The 20,970-nt window shown below is 54.4% G+C and carries 17 protein-coding genes, 1 riboswitch and 1 other annotated feature; of the genes, 12 read left to right on the top strand and 5 right to left on the bottom strand.

The features are described from left to right. Nucleotides 1-179: 179 nt before the first annotated feature. Nucleotides 180-1,367, top strand: a complete 1,188-nt coding sequence (locus JYE49_RS01070) for a glycosyltransferase (RefSeq protein ID WP_093956593.1) — start codon at nt 180-182, stop codon at nt 1,365-1,367. 66 nt (nt 1,368-1,433) lie between these two features. Here the strand turns inward: JYE49_RS01070 and JYE49_RS01075 are convergent, their stop codons facing one another. Continuing rightward, entirely contained in the window at nt 1,434-2,516 is a 1,083-nt protein-coding gene (locus tag JYE49_RS01075) for a VanZ family protein (protein WP_093956592.1), read from the bottom strand. Further along, a complete protein-coding gene (locus JYE49_RS01080; protein WP_093956591.1) occupies nt 2,516-3,454 on the bottom strand; it encodes a zinc dependent phospholipase C family protein in 939 nt (312 codons plus the stop codon). Before JYE49_RS01080 ends, JYE49_RS01075 begins: the two co-directional genes overlap by 1 nt. A 165-nt stretch (nt 3,455-3,619) precedes the next feature. Between JYE49_RS01080 and JYE49_RS01085 the strand changes: the two genes are divergently transcribed. From JYE49_RS01085 to JYE49_RS01120, 8 genes are all read left to right on the top strand, one after another. After that, the gene (locus JYE49_RS01085) at nt 3,620-4,768 is read left to right on the top strand and encodes a D-alanyl-D-alanine carboxypeptidase family protein (protein ID WP_093956590.1); all 1,149 of its coding nucleotides are present in this window, start codon (nt 3,620-3,622) and stop codon (nt 4,766-4,768) included. Nucleotides 4,769-4,792: 24 nt separating this feature from the next. Continuing rightward, nucleotides 4,793-5,770, top strand: a complete 978-nt coding sequence (locus JYE49_RS01090) for an ABC transporter substrate-binding protein (RefSeq protein WP_093956589.1) — start codon at nt 4,793-4,795, stop codon at nt 5,768-5,770. A 1-nt stretch (nt 5,771) separates the two neighbouring features. After that, nucleotides 5,772-7,250 carry a sensor histidine kinase gene (locus JYE49_RS01095; RefSeq protein ID WP_093956588.1) on the top strand — a complete coding sequence of 493 codons (1,479 nt, stop codon included), beginning with the start codon at nt 5,772-5,774 and terminating at the stop codon, nt 7,248-7,250. Further along, nucleotides 7,225-8,793 carry a response regulator transcription factor gene (locus tag JYE49_RS01100; RefSeq protein ID WP_093956587.1) on the top strand — a complete coding sequence of 523 codons (1,569 nt, stop codon included), beginning with the start codon at nt 7,225-7,227 and terminating at the stop codon, nt 8,791-8,793. The genes JYE49_RS01095 and JYE49_RS01100 overlap by 26 nt, the downstream gene beginning before the upstream one ends. Nucleotides 8,794-8,963: 170 nt before the next feature. Then, complete coding sequence (locus tag JYE49_RS01105; RefSeq protein ID WP_283399331.1) at nt 8,964-9,935, top strand: ABC transporter substrate-binding protein; 972 nt, start codon at nt 8,964-8,966, stop codon at nt 9,933-9,935. Between the two features lie 210 nt (nt 9,936-10,145). Beyond that, on the top strand, nt 10,146-11,660 hold the full coding sequence (locus tag JYE49_RS01110) for a sugar ABC transporter ATP-binding protein (protein ID WP_093956585.1): 1,515 nt from the start codon (nt 10,146-10,148) through the stop codon (nt 11,658-11,660). Nucleotides 11,661-11,665: 5 nt separating this feature from the next. Further along, nucleotides 11,666-12,748 carry an ABC transporter permease gene (locus JYE49_RS01115; protein WP_346763099.1) on the top strand — a complete coding sequence of 361 codons (1,083 nt, stop codon included), beginning with the start codon at nt 11,666-11,668 and terminating at the stop codon, nt 12,746-12,748. 5 nt (nt 12,749-12,753) lie between these two features. Then, nucleotides 12,754-13,815: an ABC transporter permease subunit gene (locus JYE49_RS01120; protein ID WP_283399330.1), complete on the top strand. Its 1,062-nt coding sequence runs from the start codon at nt 12,754-12,756 to the stop codon at nt 13,813-13,815. A 67-nt stretch (nt 13,816-13,882) separates the two neighbouring features. On the opposite strand, the gene JYE49_RS01125 is transcribed toward JYE49_RS01120, so the two are convergent. The 3 genes from JYE49_RS01125 to JYE49_RS01135 all read right to left on the bottom strand — a co-directional run bounded on the left by JYE49_RS01125 (nt 13,883) and on the right by JYE49_RS01135 (nt 16,432). Beyond that, nucleotides 13,883-14,692 carry a hypothetical protein gene (locus JYE49_RS01125; protein WP_093956584.1) on the bottom strand — a complete coding sequence of 270 codons (810 nt, stop codon included), beginning with the start codon at nt 14,690-14,692 and terminating at the stop codon, nt 13,883-13,885. After that, complete coding sequence (locus tag JYE49_RS01130) at nt 14,692-15,675, bottom strand: LacI family DNA-binding transcriptional regulator (protein ID WP_093956583.1); 984 nt, start codon at nt 15,673-15,675, stop codon at nt 14,692-14,694. Before JYE49_RS01130 ends, JYE49_RS01125 begins: the two co-directional genes overlap by 1 nt. Nucleotides 15,676-15,847: 172 nt before the next feature. Further along, nucleotides 15,848-16,432, bottom strand: coding sequence for an energy-coupled thiamine transporter ThiT (locus tag JYE49_RS01135; RefSeq protein WP_179217260.1), 585 nt, complete (start codon nt 16,430-16,432; stop codon nt 15,848-15,850). Nucleotides 16,433-16,503: 71 nt separating this feature from the next. Then, a riboswitch (TPP riboswitch) is annotated at nt 16,504-16,603 on the bottom strand. Between the two features lie 243 nt (nt 16,604-16,846). Between JYE49_RS01135 and JYE49_RS01140 the strand changes: the two genes are divergently transcribed. From JYE49_RS01140 to JYE49_RS01150, 3 genes are all read left to right on the top strand, one after another. Next, nucleotides 16,847-17,476, top strand: coding sequence for a thiamine diphosphokinase (locus JYE49_RS01140; protein WP_093956581.1), 630 nt, complete (start codon nt 16,847-16,849; stop codon nt 17,474-17,476). Between the two features lie 62 nt (nt 17,477-17,538). Further along, nucleotides 17,539-17,781 (top strand) — a binding site (T-box leader). A 58-nt stretch (nt 17,782-17,839) separates the two neighbouring features. Next, nucleotides 17,840-19,444, top strand: coding sequence for a sodium:solute symporter family protein (locus JYE49_RS01145; protein WP_283399329.1), 1,605 nt, complete (start codon nt 17,840-17,842; stop codon nt 19,442-19,444). Between the two features lie 225 nt (nt 19,445-19,669). Then, nucleotides 19,670-20,932 (top strand): DUF3048 domain-containing protein, encoded by a 1,263-nt coding sequence (locus JYE49_RS01150; protein WP_179217259.1) that lies wholly within the window; start codon nt 19,670-19,672, stop codon nt 20,930-20,932. The last annotated feature ends 38 nt before the right edge of the window (nt 20,933-20,970 follow it).

Below are 20,970 nucleotides of genomic sequence, written 5' to 3' on the forward strand. Positions count from 1 at the left end.
GTATCCCTCCCTGAGGGAAACAATATACCCGGGAGTCAGGGATGTCAATGTTTCATCGGCATTCCCACCGTTTTCCTTCTGTTTTTCAGCGAGTGCGGACTGATTTGCTTTTTTCAGCGGAACATGAGATAATATTCAGGCGAAAAACAGACAAACGTCTGTGTTGAAGGTGAATTGCGATGCTGAAAATCGGGCAGTTTACAGATACATTTCTGCCGATTGTCGATGGCGTGGGCCGGGTGGTCCAGGCTTATTCAGAGACGCTGTGTAAAATGGGCCACCAGGTAACCGTGGTGGCACCGATGTATGATACGGGTTTCCAGGGCGGCTTTCCTTTCCAGCTGGTGGAGTATGTGGGCAGCAGCGTGCCGGGAATGAAACAGTACAAGGTCGGAGAGGCCGTGCTGGACGCTCATTACCGTCACCGGATCCGGATGATTGACCTGGATCTGATTCACGCGCACAGCCCGTTTACCGCCGGTTCGGAGGCGCTTCGCCTGGCATCGGTCAGGAAGCTGCCGCTGGTAGCTACCTTCCATTCCAAGTATTATGATGATTTCCTGAAGGCAACCAGATCGGAATCCATCGCCAAGATGGGCGTCAAGCTGGTTGTGAGTTTTTATAACCGCTGCGATGAAGTCTGGGCTGTAGGCAAAAACACGGCGGACGTGCTACGGGAATACGGCTATGAAGGCGAGATTCAGGTTATGCCCAACGGCGCCACCCTGCGTACGGTTTCACCCGGCGACGTGGAGCAGGTGAACCTCCGGTGGAACCTGGGGACAGATCCCCTGATCCTTTTTGTGGGTCAGATGGACTGGAAGAAGAACATCCTGACGGTGCTGGAAGCCTGCGCGGAAATGAAAAAGGCAGGAACCAAATGCCGGTTGCTGCTGGCAGGACAGGGTATGGACATGAACGCCATCGGCCAGAAGATTCATGAGCTGAATATCCAGGACCGGGCGGAGCAGATCGGCCATATTACGGACGCCAGCCTGCTGGATGCCCTTTACGCCAGGGCTGACCTGTTTGCGTTCCCGTCGCTGTATGACGCTGCCCCCATGGTTGTGCGGGAGGCGGCTGTCATGGGTACGCCCTCTGTGATGGTGCGGAACAGTACAGCCGCGGAGATTATCCGCCACGGGGAGAACGGCCTGCTGTGCGACAATGATCCGAAGGATCTGGCACGGGTGATGACGGAAGCCCTGAAGGAGCCCGAAAAGCTGAGTCTGATCGGTGAAACAGCCCGGGAGACGATTCCGGTACCCTGGGAAAAAGTGCTGGAAACCGCGGTTGAACGCTATGAGCGGCTGATTGCCCTGGGCAAGGAAGGCAAACTGAAGGATAAACGGAAAAGAGTGCTGTGAGAAAGCAATATAGTGAAACCGGGCGGTTCAAGGAGCATATCCATGAACCGCCCGGTTTTTCATATTTTATTCGGCACCGATGATTTCAATCTGCAGGTTATCCGGACCGGTGAAACGGAGCAGCCGACGGCCGGTGGCGGGATCCCGGCGGTAATCTCCCGGCTGGATTCCGTTTGCTTCCAGTCGTGACCGCACCGCGGCCAGACGGGTTGCGAAGAGCGTCAGGTACTGGGTTTCCGGAACAGGTTCATCCGGCGAACAGATAACCTGGATCTGTGTTTTGCCCATTTCAAAGAGATAGACCACATCTCCGGACTCCCGGCGGTCGATCTGCTGGCGGAGACGGAAACCCAGGCGTTCCACGAAAAAGCTCCGGATAGCCTCTTCATCTGAACCCCTGAGCGTGGTGCGGAACATATGCGTCTTTTTGGTATAGGGGAAGAGCGTGCTGCGACGGGCATGGCGTTTCCAGGAACGATAGGCCCGGAGCTCACGCCGCCAGCCGGGATGGGTGACTACATAGCCGACAGCAATATACAGCAGCTGACCGATCAGCCCGCCGATGGTGTTGGAGATGATGTCATCAAAATCATACATGCCGCGCCGGGAAATCAGCTGCAGGTTTTCCACCATAAAACTGAGCAGCAGGCAGAAAGCCACGGGACGGATCCGGACCCGGGCCCGGAACCAGCGGAAGACATAGGGCAGCAGATAGCCAACGGGCAGGAAGATCATCACATTCAGGTAGAACTGGGAGATATCTTCCGGGCGGACAATGGAGATCTGGGAAAAGGCGGAGGAAATGCCCTCCGTGAACAGGGTATGGAACCATCCGGAAAAACCGGTGGGAGTGGAGAACGCGTTCTTCAGATCCTCCAGGGGCGCGATATGGACTGTATAGTATGCGGTTGACGCCCGGGAAAAGAAAACAAGCCAGGCAAAGAGCAGAAAATACAGAAACAGCCCGAGGGTCAGGAGCCTCTGCCGCAGCCGGAGCAGCCGGTCAGCATTCGGATTGTCACTCAGTCCGCCTTCCAGGTTCAGCCGCAGGCTCCGGCAGATCCGCCGGTCCGCCCAGGGAAGCAGAAAAACCAGGAAAAGCACGAGGACGGTGATGACGACATTCATCTTTAAACTGTTGAAATCCATTACCGTGTCTCCTTTTCAGGGGGCAGCAGGGATTTGACCCGGTAATTCCGGGGATCATCCGCAGGCAGGCCGCTCAGGTAAGAATTGTTTCCTATCAGTTCAGAGACGCTTTCAATAGACCCCTCGCCATATCGGACCAGACGGTAGGACGCCTCAATCAGCTGCAGGGCGAACTGCCGGGCTTTTTCCCGCAGCTCCGGGAAACTTTCCGTGAAGGACTGGTCCGGATCAAAGGGATGCTTCCAAACGCGGTGCTCTGTGTTTTCCGGATCCAGGGAATGAAACTGGGATTCGGAATAAGCGAGGGAACAAAGCACGTCACGCTTTGTCCGCCGGGCCAGACGCGCCACCAGTCCGCGATGGTTTTCCAGCGCACGATAGCACAGCCGGTAACGGCGGCAGGAGCGGTTTAGCGCCGCCCAGCAATTTTTCCAGCCGTAGACTTCCTCAAAGACGGCGTTCAGATCCTGACGCAGGGTTTCCGGCAGGCGAAGCAGGGGATAATAATGCCCGGTAACCGGGTGCTTTTCATTTTCATATCCGTCACGGCGGAACTGCACGACATCCAGGGCATGTTCCAGGCTCATATGGCTGCGCGGGAAAACACGTTCTTCCGCTGTGACATAAATAATGTAGGGATGGGTAATGCTGTCCAGTGCGTAATGACAAAGGAAACCGGACAGATAGGAGAACATTTCCGCCCGGGAAGCAGAGACTTCCGCCCGGCGGAGCAGGGTGGTCAGGAAGAGACCGGGTTTCCCGGTGTGCATCCGACGACCGCGGCCTTCCCGGCGAAGCCAGGGTTTATACATGAACCAGATATCGGGGCCAAACAGCGCAAAAGTATAAGGTTCGGGAAGCAGATATTCCCGAACTTCCTCCGGCAGGGAGGCCAGAACTTCCCGGCCGAAGGCCGCATGAACCGCAACATCAGGCATCGTTCTCACCTGTTCTTTCTGGGTGCAAATTACCCATTCAGTATAACAATTTTTGCACAAACCGACAAGGACAATTGCCCGGAACGCATTTGTGATATATAATCAAACTGATGACATCCGGGCAAAGCGCCGGTGAAAAGCCTTCAATCGAAGGAGGAGTTATATATGAAACATGGTTTACGGAACCTTACAGCGCTGCTGATGGCAGTGCTTATGCTGATGTGCCTGTGTCCTGAACAGGCTGCTTTCGCGGAGAGCGCGGCGGAGACGGAGACCCAGGCAGCGGAGCAAACCAACAAGACAAAAATGTCCGCCTCAGAGCTCCAGGCCCAGGGAATTCTCACAGTGGGCGCAAAAGGTGAGGAAGTGACCAAACTTCAGCAGCGGCTGAAGGACCTGGGATATCTGGAAGGCAAAGTAGACGGCCAGTACGGCGGCGGAACCAAACGTGCCGTAATCGCCTTCCAACGCCGGAACGGACTGACCACAGACGGCGTGGCCGGCACGGATACACAGAACAAGTTATATGCGGAAGACGCCCTGGCCGCGCCGAATGGCAGTCCGGTGGATACACTGGCCGGAGACGTTCCCATGCTGGTCAACAAGGAACACCCACTGGCAGACGGAGAGTTTTTTACTCCGGCTGACCTGGTACAGCTGAACAAGGAACTGAGCAGCAAACTGGTTACGATCAAGTATAAAAAGACCCGCGGCGTCAAAGCAGCCGTGGACGCCCTGAAAGAGATGCTGGAGGCGGCGAAGGAAGACGGTATCGGCAAATGGCAGATCAGCGCGGGCTACCGCACATGGGACGATCAGGTCAGCATGCTGAATTCCAAGGTCAAGAGCATCCAGAAGAGCCATAAGGACTGGAGCAGCTCCAAAGCACGCCGCGCAGCCCTGCGGACTGTGGCGGAACCGGGAAGCAGCGAGCATCACCTGGGACTGGCTTTTGATATCAATAAGAAAGGTTCTTCCAAATTCGCAGGCACAAAGCAGAGCGACTGGCTGAACGAGCACTGCTGGGAGTACGGCTTCATTATTCGCTACCAGAAAGAAAAGGAAAAGATCACCGGCTTTGAGGCGGAACCCTGGCATATCCGTTATGTGGGTATAGAACATGCCCTGTATATGAGGGATCATGATCTGTGCCTGGAGGAATACATCCAGGGACTGGAGGACGGAAGCATCCAGAATCCGGCAGCCCGGACAGCGGATGACGCGGATTCCGGAAATAATAATGAAACGATTGATTCGGATCCGGGAGAATCCTCGGATGAACCTTCGGAAGAGACAGAGGAACCCGCAGCATAAGAAAGATAGAAGCAGGTGAAACGTATGCGTAGAAGAATCGTGCCGATCCTTGTGCTGCTTGTGCTGTTCCTCCTGACCGGCTGTGCCGGGAAACAGGAAACAGGCGGAGACAGCGCGTCTGTTGTGGTTGGCTTTTCCCAGCTGGGAGCGGAAAGCTCCTGGCGTATTGCAAACACTGTCAGCATGGAACAGGCCGCGAAGGCTGCCGGTTACGGGCTGATGATGGAAAACGCGAACCAGAAACAGGAAAAGCAGATCGACGCGATCCGTTCCTTTATTGCATACCGCGTGGATGTGATTGTTTTCTCGCCGATTGTGCAGACCGGCTGGGACAATGTGCTGGCGGAAGCAAAACAGGCAGACATTCCGGTGATTATCATGGACCGGATGATTGATACCCAGGATGACTCATTGTACAGAGCCTATGTGGGTGCAGATTTCTACGCTGAAGGCGTCCGGGCCGGGGAATACCTGATCCGGAAGGCTGACACGCTGGGCGCTGATCATCTGCGGATCGTGGAAATCTGCGGTACGACGGGGTCCACTCCCATGCAGGACCGGCAGCGGGGCTTTATGGACGTGATCGGGAAGGATGAACGGTTCACCGTTATCGAAAGCGTGGACGGGGATTTCCTTCAGTCCAAGGGTGAGGAATGCATGCGGGAACTCCTGCAGAAATACGGGACAGACGGCATCGACGTGATATACTCCCACAATGACGCTATGACGCTTGGCGCGCTGAATGTGCTGGAGAAAGAAGAAACCGCCGGATCCAAAGACATGATCATCATCACTGTGGACGGGGAAAAGGACGCAGTGGATGCCCTGAAGGCCGGAAAAATCAACTGTGTGGTACAGTGTACGCCGCACCTGGGGCCTTCCGTGATGAAGCTGGTCAGGGATGTGACGGCCGGAAAGGAAATACCCAAAGTATATCATCCGGATGAGGGAGCGTTCAGTGACTTTGACGACCTGACTGATCCGGCGGTGGAGGGTTTCTGATATGAAACGCAGCGGAATGACCAGCATTACCGCGCAAGTCCGCCGATCAGTTTTCTCCATTGCCTTTCTGCTGGCAGTGCCGGCAGTGATCGGCCTGGTGGTTATGATGCTTTATTCCTCCCGGACACAGGCCATGATCCGGAGAATGGATGCCATAGCCGGGATGAAGCCCGCACTGGAGAGCACCATTGCCGAGAACCTGTTCTCTGTAGCCGCGGGCCGGAGCACCTTCGAGGACAGCGGCGTACAGGGACTGATCACCGAAACGGACAATACGCTGGATATGCTCCTCGCGGAGACTGAAGGCAGCGGGCAGATGCAGCTGACCATTGCCCGGCGGACAATGGACACGCTGGAACAGTATGTGCTCAGGGTACGGGACGGCATGGAAGCCGGAACGCCCATCAGTACAATTGAAAAGATCGTGGATGAAGTCCGTGACGTCGGGCGTCTGGTATCAGACATGCTGGACGCCTTTACTACGGATGAAATTGCCAATGCTTCGGTTGCCAGCGGACGGCTGAGAATCATTGTGGTTGTTGCAGCGGTGACAGAGGTGCTGCTGCTCCTGATCGCCTTCCTGCGCACACGGTATGAAACAAACAAGCTGACGGAATCGATTCATTCCTCCATCTATTCATTGGAAGGAACGGTCCGGCGAATCGCAGAAGGGAACTTCGGTGACCGGGTGCAGGGCATGAACGTGGAGGAACTGCGTGACCTTGGCGAAAAGGTTAACCAGATGGCAGACCGCCTGGAAACCCTGATCGCACAGATCCGCCAGAACCAGGACCACCTGGCACGGGCGGAACTGCGTACGCTGCAGGCACAGATTAATCCTCACTTCCTGTACAATACGCTGGACGCCATTGTCTGGCAGGCTGAATCGGGAAAAGGGGAAGAAGTGGTTCACCTGACCCGGAACCTGAGCGACTTCTTCCGGATTTCCCTGTCCGCCGGCGCAGACTGGATTCCGGTGAGCCAGGAACTGAAGCATGTGTCCGCTTACCTGAGTATCCAGAAAACCCGGTACCGGGATATCCTGGACTATGAAGTGGATCAGCCGGAAGGCCTGGAAGAAATCTACATGCTGAAACTGCTGCTGCAGCCGCTGGTTGAGAATGCCCTGTACCACGGGATCAAGAACAAGCGGGGCGGCGGTATGATCCGGGTAAAGGTTCAGATCCAGAACCGGATTATGACATTCACGGTGGCCGATACAGGCAAGGGAATGTCGCCGGAACAGCTGGAGGAAGTGGAAACGCTCCTGAAAGAGAACGTGCCGACTGCCCAGCCTGCACCTGAACCGGGACATTCCGGCTTCGGCATGCGGAACGTGGATATGCGCATCCGCCTGTATTATGGCAAAAAGACCGGCCTGCTGATCAGCTCAGGACCGGAGGGAACAGAGGTATCATTCAGTATTCCGATTCGTACAAGGGAGGAAATCGACCATGATGAAAGTCTTTCTCGTGGATGATGAAATTGCTATCCGGGAGAATCTCCGGAATTCCTTTCCATGGGAAGAGAAAGGCTATCAGCTGGTTGGCGAAGCACCGGACGGCGAAATGGCGCTGCCCATGCTGCGGGACCTGAACGCAGACATCCTCCTGACTGATATCCGGATGCCCTTTATGGATGGAATCAAGCTGTGCGAGGAAGTGCAGCGGACAATGCCGTGGGTGGAACGGATTATCCTCTCCGGCTATGACGATTTTACCTACGCCCGGAAGGCAATTTCCCTGGGAGTAAAGGAATACCTGCTGAAACCGGTGACCGCTGCGGAACTTGAGGCGGCACTGAACCGGGTCAGCCGGCAGATTGAGGAAAAACGCCGTGACCGGGAAAACCTGACTGCACTGCGGGAACGCCTGTCTTCCGGAAACCAGTTCCTGCGGGACAAGCTTCTGGCTTCCCTGTTTACAGACGAGGGGGACAGCGAGGACGACGCGGCCATGCTCCGGCAGATGCGGGAGCTGGGTGTGAACCTGAAAGCAGGCTGCTATGCCGTGATCGATATCGCCTTCCCGGCGGAAGGTGAGAAACGGATCAGCTGCAGGAATGCCCTGACCTCCCTGGCGGAGATGAGCGGCGGCGGGGTTTACGTCTGCGGTGCGCCGAAGGGTGCCCGGGCGCTGGTGCTGGGAGATAATCCGGAGGATACGGAGGAACGGGCCTATTCATTCGCCAATTCCGCCATGCACCTGCCAGAACTGGCCCAGGAGAAGCGGCTGCTGATCTCTGTGGGGGAAACTGTGACAGATTTCCGGGATATCCGGCAGTCCATGAAAGGCGCAAGGCATGCCCGGCACCTGCAGGGTCCCGAAGCGAATGAAGAACGGAGAATCATCGGCGTCAACGAAAACAACAGCCAGCTGCAGCCCCTGTCCGAAACGGAGCTGAGCCCGCTGTATGAGCGGCTGCAGTATGCATCCGAGGAAGAAGTGGAACCCATCCTGACGGAATATACCCGATCCCTGGATCCTTCCCTGGCGCTGGGTTACCTGCGGGTTGCAGGACTGCTGGCGGCACGCAGGATTATCCAGGAAGGGGAGGGCGTACCTAAGGAAGTGCTGTCGGATGACACGGTGGAGGAAGCTCTGCGCACTGAAGGCGAAGAAGGTTTCCGCCTGCTGGCTGAACTGCTTCGGAAGGCAATTGCTTTCCGCAACCGGAACCGGGCCGGATACGGGGATCCGACTATCAGCCGGGCCAGGGCCTATCTCTCCGAGCATTATGCGGATCCGAACCTGATGCTGCAGGACGTGGCCGGAGAAGTGCATCTGTCCCAGAGCCATTTTTCCACGGTTTTTGCCCAGGAAACCGGCCTGACCTTTACCCAGTACCTGACGGCGCTGCGGATCGGCAAAGCCAAGGAACTGCTGGAAGCAACGGAGATGAGATCCTCCCAGATCGCACAGGAAGTGGGATACAATGATTCCCATTATTTCAGCTATCTGTTCAAGAAAACCACTGGAATGACCCCCAGTGAATTCCGCCGGAATAACCGGACCGGGGAATAAAAAAATCAACTTCAGGGAAACGATTTCAAACCGGATCCGTAAACCGACATGGCAGAAACGGAAAAAAACAAACCAAAACAATAATCCTCTGTATTTCAATCACAGGGGATTATTTTTATACTGTAACCAACATGGCAGGGATGCCAAAAATGAAATGGAGGTTTTTTACCATGAAGAAACTGTTGGCTCTGGTTCTCGCACTGGTGATGGTGCTGGCCGCTACTTCCGCTTTCGCGGATGGACTGCTGAAGATCGGTTACGTCCAGGTTGGACATGAATCTGACTGGCGTATGGCGAACACCCAGAACTACTACGACGTGTTCACTGAAGATGCCGGATTCGAACTGGAACTGATCGACTGCGACAACGACCACGCTCTGCAGCTGGCCAAGGTTCGTGAGTTCGTCCAGAAGGACTTCGACTACATCGTCATCGACCCGATCCAGACCGCTGGCTGGGACGACGTTCTGAAAGAAGTTCAGGAAGCCGGAATCCCCTGCATCATCGCTGACCGTTCCGTGGACGCTTCCTCTGACCTGTATACCACTGCTGTTGGTACCAACATGACCGCTGAAGGCGAAACCGCCGGCAAGTGGCTGGAAGAGTACCTGGCCGGCAAGGCTGCCAAGATCCTGGTGATCGAAGGCTCCACCGGTTCCTCCGCTGCCATCGGCCGTTCCGAAGGCTTCAACAACATCGCTGCCAACCATCCTGAGTGGGAAATCCTGGCCAGCCAGGACGGCGACTTCACCCAGAACGGCGGACAGGCTGTTATGGAAGACTTCATCAAGCGCTTCCCCGAGTTCGACGTGGTTGTGTGCCACAATGATAATGAAGCTTACGGCGCCATGGACGCTATGGACGCTGCCGGCATCAAGTACGGTGTTGACGGAAAGATCATCATCTCCTTCGACGCTACCAAGGAAGGCCTGACCCGCACGCTGGCCGGCCAGATCCTGTGCAACGTTGAATGCAACCCCATCCAGGCCGTTATCGTCATGAACGTTATCAAGGACATCCAGGATGGCAAAGAAATTCCGAAGTTCACCCTCGTGCCCGACGAAGGCTTCTGCGCTCCCGGAATCGAAAGCTCCCTCGTGACCGTCATGACCGACGAAGTTCTGGCTGCCCGCAAGTATTAATTCCATCAATTAAGCAGCCGGTTCTGCACAAGGAACAAGGAAACTTACAGCGGAAGGAACCGGAAGGTTTCTTCCGCCTTTCCTATTCTAAAACCGCCATTTCAAAAAACTGAAAGTTGTTTCTCCCGACCGAGGAGAATCTTCTCCGGCGGAGAATACAGAATATAAAAGCGATTTATCCGGATGAATAATAAGAGAGGGAAAGCAGTCATGAGCAATGAAGTGATCCTCAGCATGCGCGGCATCTGCATGACGTTCCCGGGCGTAAAGGCGTTGAGCGACGTTGATTTTACGCTCAGGAGCGGAGAGATACACGCACTGATGGGGGAAAACGGCGCGGGGAAATCCACCCTGATCAAGTGCCTTACGGGCGTCAATGATTTTGAGAAGGGTGAAATTTTCATGGGACCGGAAATGTGTCCCATCAGGAACCACTCCACACTGGAGGCACAGAAAAACGGTATTTCCACCGTGTACCAGGAAGTGAACCTCTGTCCCAACCTGAGCGTGGCGGAGAACCTTTTTATCGGCCGCGAGCCGCTGACGAAGCTTGGCACCATCAACCATAAAGCCATGACGAACCGGGCACGTGAACTGATGAAAAAGCTGGACATCCAGGTGGACGTTACCCAGGCACTGGAGAACTACTCCATCGCCCTGCAGCAGATGATCGCCATTGCCCGCGCCGTGGATATGGACAGCAAGGTGCTGATCCTGGATGAGCCCACTTCCTCACTGGACGATAACGAAGTGGAAAAGCTGTTCAAGATGATGAGATCACTCCGGGATGAAGGCATCGGCATCATCTTCGTTACCCACTTCCTGGAGCAGGTTTACGCAGTCTGCGACCGGATTACGGTACTCCGTAACGGCCAGCTGGTAGGCGAGTATGAGATCTCTGACCTGCCCCGTCTCAAGCTGGTGGCAGCCATGATGGGTAAGGATTTTGACGATCTGCAGTCCATCAAGTCCAAGGAGGACGAGGCTGTGTCCGAGGAAGTGCTGATTGACGCAAAAGGCCTGAGCCACGTGCGTAAGATCAAGCCCTTTGACCTGGATATCCACAAGGGCGAGGTCATTGGCCTGACCGGCCTGCTGGGCAGCGGCCGCAGTGAGCTGGCCCGCTGCATTTACGGCGCGGACAAGGCACAGACCGGCACCCTGAAGGTAAAGGGCAAAGAAACAAAAATAAACGCGCCGATCGACGCCATGCGGCTTGGCATGGGCCTGCTGCCAGACGACCGGAAGGCGGAAGGTATTGTGGAAGATCTGTCTGTCCGTGAGAACATTATGCTGGCCATGCAGTCCCTGGCCGGTGTTGTGAAGCGGATCCCGATGGAAAAGCAGATGGAGATCACGAAGAAGTTCATCGATCTGCTGGATATCAAGACCCCCAGCACAGAGACGCTGGTCAAACAGCTGTCCGGCGGCAATCAGCAGAAGGTTATCATTGCCCGCTGGCTTGCGACCAACCCGGACTTCCTGATCCTGGACGAGCCTACCCGCGGTATCGACGTCGGTACGAAGACGGAGATCCAGAAGCTGGTGGTGGATCTGGCACGCCAGGGAAAGAGCGTGATCTTCATTTCCTCCGAAATCGAAGAAATGCTCCGTACCTGCAACCGCCTTGCGGTACTGCGTGACGGAGAAAAGGTCGGAGAACTGACCGAAGACCTGACCCAGGAGTCAGTGATGAAGGTCATTGCCGGAGGTGAGCGGAGTTGAAAAGTGTGATTGATTGGCTGAAAAAGGTATCCAAGAAACCGTTGTTCCTGCCACTGGTCAGCGTTTTCCTGGTGCTGATCATCAATGTGGTGTATGACGCGATTCAGGGCAACTATGTTTTTGAATTCCTGAAGTTTGAACTGAAGGAAGGCGCACTGTACGGCCGTATCATCGATATTCTCAACCGCGGCAGCGAGGCGGCGATCCTGGCCATCGGTATGACGCTGGTAGTTTCCTCTTCCGCCGGTACGGATATTTCCGTGGGCTCTGTGATGAGCCTGGCCGGCAGCCTTTGCTGTATGCTGCTTGCCGGCTTCGGCGTGACGCATGTACGTGAGATTGGCGAACTGCAGATGCCGATTTTCGTCGGTGTGATCGCGGGTATTGCCGTGGCGGGCCTGTGCGGTCTGTTCAACGGTTTCCTGGTGGCAAAGATGAAGATACAGCCAATGGTGGCCACGCTGATTTTCTTTACCGCGGGCCGCGCCATCGGCCTGCTGCTTACCAACAACAAGATGGTGTACATCCATCTGGAGCAGTTCAAAGTGTTCGGCGGAAAACTGTGGATTTTCCCCACGCCTACAGTGATCGCCGCGGTATGTATCCTGATCATGACGCTGGTCCTGAAAACAACTTCCCTGGGCATGTATGTGCAGTCCGTGGGTATCAACCCCAAGGCATCCAGGATCGCCGGTATCAACTCTGTGGCGATTATCCTGCTGTGCTACGTGATCTGCGGCCTGTTCTCCGGCGTGGCCGGTATTGTGGCCACCTCCCGTATCTATTCGGCTGACTCCAATAATATCGGCCTGAACCTGGAGCTGGACGCAATCCTGGCAGTGGCCCTGGGAGGCAACAGCCTGGGCGGCGGCCGGTTTAACCTGGCTGGTTCCATAATCGGTGCCTATACCATCCAGGCCATTACCACCACCATGTACGCACTGGGTGTGGCCAAGGCTCAGGCTCCCGTGTATAAGGCGATCATCGTTATCCTGATCGTTGTTGTACAGTCCCCGGCGGTGAAAGCGTACTTTGCGCATCGCAAGGCACAGAAAGAAGGCGGCCTTGCAGTCGCGGGGAGGAGTTGAGCAAAATGGAAAAGAACAACATGAACACAAAGAAGAACATCAACAGCCACTCCATACTGCTGCTTATCACCGTGGGCCTGTTTATCCTGCTGTATGCAGCCGGATACTTCATGTATGGCTTCGGCGCCAACGCAAAAGGTTTTGAAAAGCTCCAGAATTTCCTGGATATTTTCCGGACCAACGCAGCTTTGATCTGCATAGCCTGCGGCATGACCTGCGTTATGCTGACCGGCGGTATTGATATCTCTGTTGGCTCCCTGGTGGCAATGGACTGTATGATCCTGTCCGTTGGTATGGAAAACAGCGGGATTTCTCCCTCGCTGCTGGTACCCTTTGTGCTGCTGATCGGTATAGTGTTCGGCGCGGTACAGGGTTATCTGATCGGTTATCTGGGGATCCAGCCCTTCATCGTGACGATGGCAGGCATGTTCTTTGCCCGCGGTATGACAGCTATGATCTGTACAGACCAGGTCAATATTACCGTGGACAACTGGTTCAAGCAGGTGGCGGCTGTCAAGGTGTATATGCCCTTTGAACTGGGCGCTGTGGTCAACAAGCGCGGCGTTAAGATGGTGCCCTATGTGAACATTCCGGTGATTATTGCGCTGGTGGTTGTGGTGCTGGTGTTCCTGATGCTGCGCTATACCCGTACGGGCCGCAGCATGTATGCGGTAGGCGGCAACCAGCAGAGTGCCGCACTGATGGGCCTGAACACCAAACGGACCAAGATGATCACCTACATTCTGTCCTCTTTCCTGTGCTCCATCGGCGGTGTGCTTTACTGCATGAACACCATGTGCGGTACAACGACCCAGGCGCTGGGCCTGGAAATGAAGGCCATTTCTTCCGCGGTTATCGGCGGTACGCTGTTGACCGGCGGTGTGGGCAATGTGTTCGGTTCCTTTATTGGCGTGCTGATCAACGGTACGATCAACAGCCTGGTCAGCTTCAACGGAGAACTGACCAAACTGGGCGGCACAGTGCCCAACGTAGTGTCCGCTTTCCTGCTTTTCGTGTTCATCATGCTGCAGGCGGTATTTGCCAAGCTGCGTGAACGGAAACAGTAAACCGAAACATAATCAAAAGCCGTATCCGGATTCAGACCGGATACGGCTTTTCTGATGCTGTAATCATTTATTCACCGGCAAAGATGATATCATCCCGGAGCCGGTAGAGGGTGGCACCGCATTTCTTCCGGCAGAAGAAACCGACCCACTCATCAATGGACAGTTCGCAGTCGTACATGACCTTTCCGTAACGGAGGCCGTTGATCCGCTTGCCGCTCCGGTTGCTTTCCAGGGAACGGACCGTGTCGGTTTCGGGATCGTAATCTGACATGAAGATCGCGCTGTGGGCGCCCTTGCCGCCGGAGTAATCGCCGGTCATCTGGAAATAATCGCCCTTCCGGGTCTGCTTCATGAATTCCCGGGCCAATGCGATGTTCTCGTCCTTGGAAAGGGATTTATCATACAGGAACTGAGCGGCGATTTCAAAGGGATTGCCGTCGGAGGCGGGGATATCTTCCCAGCAGTAGCCATAGGCATAGGGCCTGCACTTTTTCTCCGGCAGGTTGTTGGGGATTTTCAGCTCCTTGTCCGGATACTCCGCCATCCGGTAGCGATCCCGGGTCTGACGGAAGAGGTGGACGGTGAAATTCTTACAGACATAGATATCGCCCTTGTAATGGGCGCGCTGAAGCTTCCCGTCAGCTTTTTCGTACAGTTCCCTGCCCAGGGAGATGATATCCTCGATAAAGGCATCCCGGGCAACAGATGATGCCTCTTCCCCGTCCGGAGAAGAGGCAGTCTCATCGGAGAGGATATCCTCGTCCAAAGAAATATCTTCGGTCTCTTCTTCCCCGTATACCGGGAAGGAGAAGAGACACAGCATCAAGAGAAGGGCAGCCAGCAGGAATGAAAGCTTCCTGCGCGAGGTAAAAGGCATCAGACAGTTTCTCCTTCAATCAACTTACCGGAAACAGTAACCTGTTTCGGCATATGACTGTCCGGGAATTCAATCGCGTCGATCAGCAGGCTGAAAACTTCCTTGGCAATCCGCGGGGTGTCCTGGCAGTAGGTGGTCAGCCGCGGCGTAATCATCTGGCTCATGAGAATGCCGTCATAGCCGACCAGGCTGATATCCTGGGGCACCTTGATTCCCTGGGCTTCCAGCAGCCACAGGGCACCGAGACAGCTGTAGTCATCGGGACAGAGAACGCAGGTGGGTTTATCTTTCTGCTGAAGCAGCTCCTGAATATAAGCGGCGCAGTCTGCGGAATTATGGAAGTGTCCCTCACGGACATATTCCACGGGAACACGAATACCCAATTCTGCACAGATCTTGTAGAATCCTGCAAGGCGTTCACGGCTGACCGCACCTTTTTCACCCTGGATGAAGGCGATTTTGCGATGGCCGCGGGCGTAGATATGACGAACAATCTGCTCCATACTCCTGCGGTTATCGCTGGTGACGCAGTCCACACCTTCGTAGGTATGGTCCACGATGACGGTGGGAATACTGCTGGTAGCCAGACGGATGATACCGGCGGATTCAAAATCAGCCTGAACCACGATGACACCGTCCAGGCTCCGCTGACGGGCGTGCTCGTAATAGTTGCTTTCGGCAAAACCGCCCCGGCCGATGAAGGTAAGATCATAACCGTTGCGTTCTGCTTCCAGACGGAGCTCATCGAAAAGCGAACTGAAATATTCATGATTCATCCGGTCTTCGTAGATGATGCCGATGTTGTTGGATTTGCTGGTTTTCAGCGTTCTGGCGGCGGCATTCGGATAATACCCCATATCCTTGGCCGTCTGGCAGATAAACGCGGTCCTCTCTCTGCTGTCACTGGTTAAGCCGTTCAGAGCACGGGAGACCGTTGCTACCGACACACCGCACACCTCAGCTATATCCTTCAGTCTGACCATGATCGAATGAATCCTCCTTCCGCAAATCGGTAATCGTTTGCTGTTTTTTCATCATTTTACAGCAAAATGTAACTGACGTCAACTAAATTTACAATAATTGCGTAACTAAAAAATAGACAAAGGAAAAGACAGCAATGTAACTGCTGTCTTTATAAGGAAATATCAGATATTTTCAGCGGATGTCTTCCCGACGGATAAACCTGGCCAGGGGCTGATAGATCAGCATGGCGATGACCATGGTTACCACAAGCTCTGCCAGCATATACCAGCCGTTATACAGGAAGGAATAAATCCAAGGATTGGTCATGGTCATGTTCATGAAGGATTCCGGCATCCACACACCCCAGATCCAGGCACCGCTGATCAGGTGGCAGATGAACCGAAGCACGAAGGTAACAACGATGCCGACAGCCAGGCTCTTGCGGGTCTTGCCAAGAACGGTGTCGAAGAGGCCGGAAAAGCCGATGGCGGTGTAGGCAATGATATAGTCCAGCAGGATAACGCCGACGGCCATAATAAAGTTGGCAGCATATCCGACGTTGTCCAGGCCGAGCAGGAGCTGGATTGCACTGTAAACAAAAGCGGTGGGAACGCCCCACTTCCAGCCCCAGCGATGGCTGATCAGTACAACGGGCAGCATGCTGGCGATGGTAACGCCGCCGCCGAAGGGCAGGTCAATCTTCAGAAGGCTCAGTACGGTTCCCAGCGCGATCATAATGGCGCTTTCGGTCAGTTTGCGGGTCAGGTTTTTATTCATGGTCTTCCTCCTTTTCTGATCCGGCGGACATAAGAAAACCCACATGCCTGAAGACATGCGGGAAACGGTTTTGTACAGCATGACCGCTTCCCTACGGTAGGATTACCTACACAGGTTCCAAGGGTCGGGCGATGCCCTCTCAGCCGGAAACCGGCCCCCCCAGCGTGCATGTTCGCATCGGAACAGCGACATTATATCACCGGGGCCTTGTTTGTCAACAGATTGAAGCCGTTTTTGCTGCCTGAAAGTCAGAAACTGACAGAAGAGATTCCGGAAGAGATTCTCGCTGGGGAAGGAGATTCCCGGGGAACCGGGGAATAACAGGTATATGCTCCGGAAGGATCAGGTGCCGGAGTCTGTGGAATGAATGGGAAATGCCGGTATTCCGGAATAAAGGAAAGGGAGACCTGAACAGTGCAGCGATGTGTGATTGTGGGCGGGGCCGGGATTCGTGAATATCAGCGTATCCGGGAAAGCCTGCGCGGGGATGACTGGTTTGTATACTGTGACGGCGGACTGAAACATGTGCAGGAGCTCGGCCAGGAACCGAACCTGATCGTAGGGGATTTTGATTCCCATGAGCAGCCGGAAACGGATACGGAAACCATTGTCCTGCCCTGTGAGAAGGATGATACGGATACAGTCTACGCGGTGAAGGAAGCCGTCAGGCGAGGCTTCCGGGATTTCCTGTTGATTGGCGTGACCGGTGAAAGATTCGACCACACCTTCGGCAACATCTCGCTGCTGCTTTACCTGGATTCCCAGGGCATTCCGGCTTGCATCCTGGATGATTATTCCGAAATGAGGATCGTCTCCCGGGAAACGGCGGAAGTGAAAGAAGACTGTTCCTGGTTCTCACTGCTGAATATCAGCGGAACCGCGAAAGGAATCACGATCCGGGGTGCAAAGTATCCGCTGACGGACGGAGAAATCACCAGCGAGTATCAGTACGGCATCAGCAATGAGGTTCTCCCGGGCAAAACAGCCCATGTATCCGTACGGGAAGGCCGCCTTCTGCTGGTGAAGGTTTTCGGACAGAAGTGATTGTTTGTTTCTTGTTCTTTCAGGATTCTCCCCTTGACGGAGGTCAGGTTTCGTAATACGATTGCGGTGCAATGATGGAGATCCAGTAGGGAACAGATAATCCGCACAGAGAGCTGCCGGGAGGTGCGAGGCAGCCGGAGCTGTTTATCCGAAATACTCTCCGGAGCTGTGATCTGAATCCTGCAAGGGTAGTAGGAAAGCCGGGGGCGCCCGATACAGCGCAAAGGATATGAAAGTATCCGGAGGCCGGCCCTGAACGGGGCGGCAAATACGAGGTGGTACCGCGGAGTTAATTCGCCCTCTGTGTCCGAAGGGACACAGGGGCTTTTTTCATGAAGCGGCGCCGCAGAAAGAAGGAGTAGTATGGTATTAGGTGATCTGGCACTCAAACTCGGTATGCTGTTGGTTTTCTTCGGCGTCATGGTCTATGTCGGTTTCTACTGCAGGAAGCATTCCACCGACGTGAACGGCTTTGTGCTCGGCGGACGGAGCGTAGGCCCCTGGCTGACCGCATTCGCTTACGGCACTTCCTATTTCTCCGCTGTTATTTTTGTCGGCTATGCCGGACAGTTCGGCTGGAAGTTTGGTATTGCCGCCACCTGGGTGGGTATCGGCAACGCCCTGATCGGTTCGCTGATGGCCTGGGTGATCCTCGGACGGCGTACCCGGATTATGACGCAGCACCTGTCCAGTGCCACGATGCCTGACTTCTTCGAGAAGCGGTTCGACGCGACTTCCCTGAAGATTGCTGCTTCCATCATTATCTTTATCTTCATGATTCCCTATACCGCGTCCCTGTACAACGGACTGAGCCGTCTGTTCCGGATGGCCTTCAATATTGACTATTCCGTCTGCGTGATCGTTATGGCGGTGCTGACTGCCATCTACGTGATTGTCGGTGGCTATATGGCAACGGCAGTGAATGACTTTATCCAGGGCATCATCATGCTGGTGGGTATTGTGGCGGTCATCGGGGCTGTGCTGGGCAGCAAGGGCGGCTTCATGGCTTCCCTGGAAGGCCTGTCCGCGGCAAAGGATACCAGCGCGGGTTTTGCGAACGGTACGGTTCCCGGCATCTTCAACTCCTTCTTCGGACCGGATCCGCTGAGCCTGCTGGGCGTTGTGCTGCTGACTTCCCTGGGCACCTGGGGACTTCCCCAGATGGTTGGCAAGTTCTATGCCATCAAGAGTGAAGGCTCCATTCATAAGGGAACCATTATCTCCACTCTCTTCGCTATGGTGGTTGCGGGCGGCTGCTACTTCCTGGGCGGCTTCGGCCGTCTGTTTGCCGCTGAACTCGGCGCCGCGGAAGGCGGCAACCCGGCGGGCGGCTTTGACAACGTGATCCCGACGATGCTGCAGACCCTGTCTCCCTTCCTGATCGCGATTGTGATCATCCTGGTACTTTCTGCATCCATGTCCACGCTGTCTTCCCTGGTGCTGACTTCCTCCTCCACGGTAACCCTGGACCTGCTCAAGGGCCGTGTGATCAAGGATATGGACGAGAAAAAGCAGCTGCTGATCATGCGGGTGCTGATCGTGGTCTTCATCATTATTTCCGCCGCACTGGCTATCGTACAGGCAAACTCCAGCGTTGCCTTTATTGCCCAGGCAATGGGTGTCAGCTGGGGCGCCATGGCCGGTGCATTCCTTGCTCCCTTCCTCTACGGCCTGTACTGGAAGCGGACCACGAAGACCGGCTGCTGGGCTGCCATGCTCTTCTCCTCTGTATTCATGATCATTGACATGCTGGCCAACCTGAAGGTGCTGAATATCAGCCTCGGTTTCCTGCAGTCCCCGATCAACGCGGGTGCTTTCTGCATGATCGCCGGCCTGATCATCGTTCCGCTGATCAGCCTGATCTCAAAAGCACCGGACAAGGATACGGTGGATCGTATCTTCTCCTGCTATGAGCGGAAGGTTATTGTTACCGCCAAGGATTCTATTGAAACCGAAGCGGAAGGCTGAAGAAACGACAAAAGATAAAGGACATATTTGCATAAAGAGGAGACATTTGCGGATGTCTTCTCTTATTTTATAATCGGAAAAGACGTTTTCTATTACGGACCATGCTTTGATTTGCTTGCTATGACATTATACAATACGAGTCGAATTTGTTACAAATGTTTGACAAAAGCTAAACAACGTGATAAAATCACCATTGTTTTTAAGAACACTTTTGGAGGTATATCAATGATGAAGAAACTGATGAGTCTGATAGTGGCTCTTGTGTTGCTCTTTAGTATGTCTGCAGCGATGGCAGATCCGTCTGCCATTGACGGTCTTGCCAAACGGCAGATCAAGATCAATGAGGCCGGACTGAATCCTTCAGCGGATGAAATGATCAGCCAGATGATCAGTCCTACTACAGGCAGACAGCTGGATAGTATCGAGTATCCTGATGGCTTCGTCGGGACTGCTGTGACCGGTGTTTATCAGCCGATTATGGTTCAGATCTCCAATGCCGGCGGCGGTGTGACTTCTGATTCCAAGGGCAGACCGACTACCGCGCCGATTAACGCACAGTATGCAGACGTTGTTTACGAAGCTTGTCAGGCGAACTCATCCAATGGCGGCACCCTGACTCGTTTCAGTATGGTTTTTTCCGATACAGTTCCGGATTATGTAGGTTTTGTGCGCAGCACCCGTGCCACACATCCCAGACTCCGGCAGGAATGGGACTGCGCTTACGTGACGTCCGGTTATTCTGCCGCGGATGTTCCGAAAGAATGGAAGAATCTCGGCGTGATGAATCCCGAGAGTGCCACTGCTGATAACCCCGGCCTTGTGTATGTGCAGAACTTCCCCAAGGTCTGGGCAAAGTACATGTTCCACTGCACCAACATTTTCGATGCCAATGACCATGTGTATCAGCTGGCAAACATTGTACAGAACATTATTCCCAAGGATCATGTTCCGGCCAATCATACCTTCAAATTCACGGATGAAACACCTGAAGGCGGAGATTCCGGTGAGATTGTCTACGTTACATTCGGCGGCGGCACCAAGACCGACAGCCGTCTTGAATATGATGAAAACACCAAAGAATACATCCGCTATGTACCGATCTCCGGACAGGAAGATTTTGCTTATCGTTCACAGACCCTGATTAACCCGAAACTGTCTGCCAAGAATGTAAACGGTTCAAAGCTGACCATGGTGGATCCTGATGACCGTACCTACGGTGATCTGATTACCTTTACCAATGTCATTGTTCAGGGAATCAAAATGAACTGGCTGGGCAGCGAACGTCCCGATCCTGAACTGACAGGCACAGGCAACGCTGACTATTTTATGGGCGGCAAGCATTATACCGGCGTATGGCAGCGTAAAGATTATAACAGCCGTACCGTATTCTACGGAGAAGATGGCAATGAGATTGAACTGCTGCGCGGCAAGACCCTGATCATTCTGATGGATTACAACAACAAGGGAAGAAGCGTACAATACGAATAAATCCGGAAAACCGGATGCCTGGGAACCACTGTGAAAGT

The organism is Aristaeella hokkaidonensis (genome assembly GCF_018128945.1).
GTDB classification, from domain to species: Bacteria; Bacillota; Clostridia; order Christensenellales; family Aristaeellaceae; genus Aristaeella; species Aristaeella hokkaidonensis.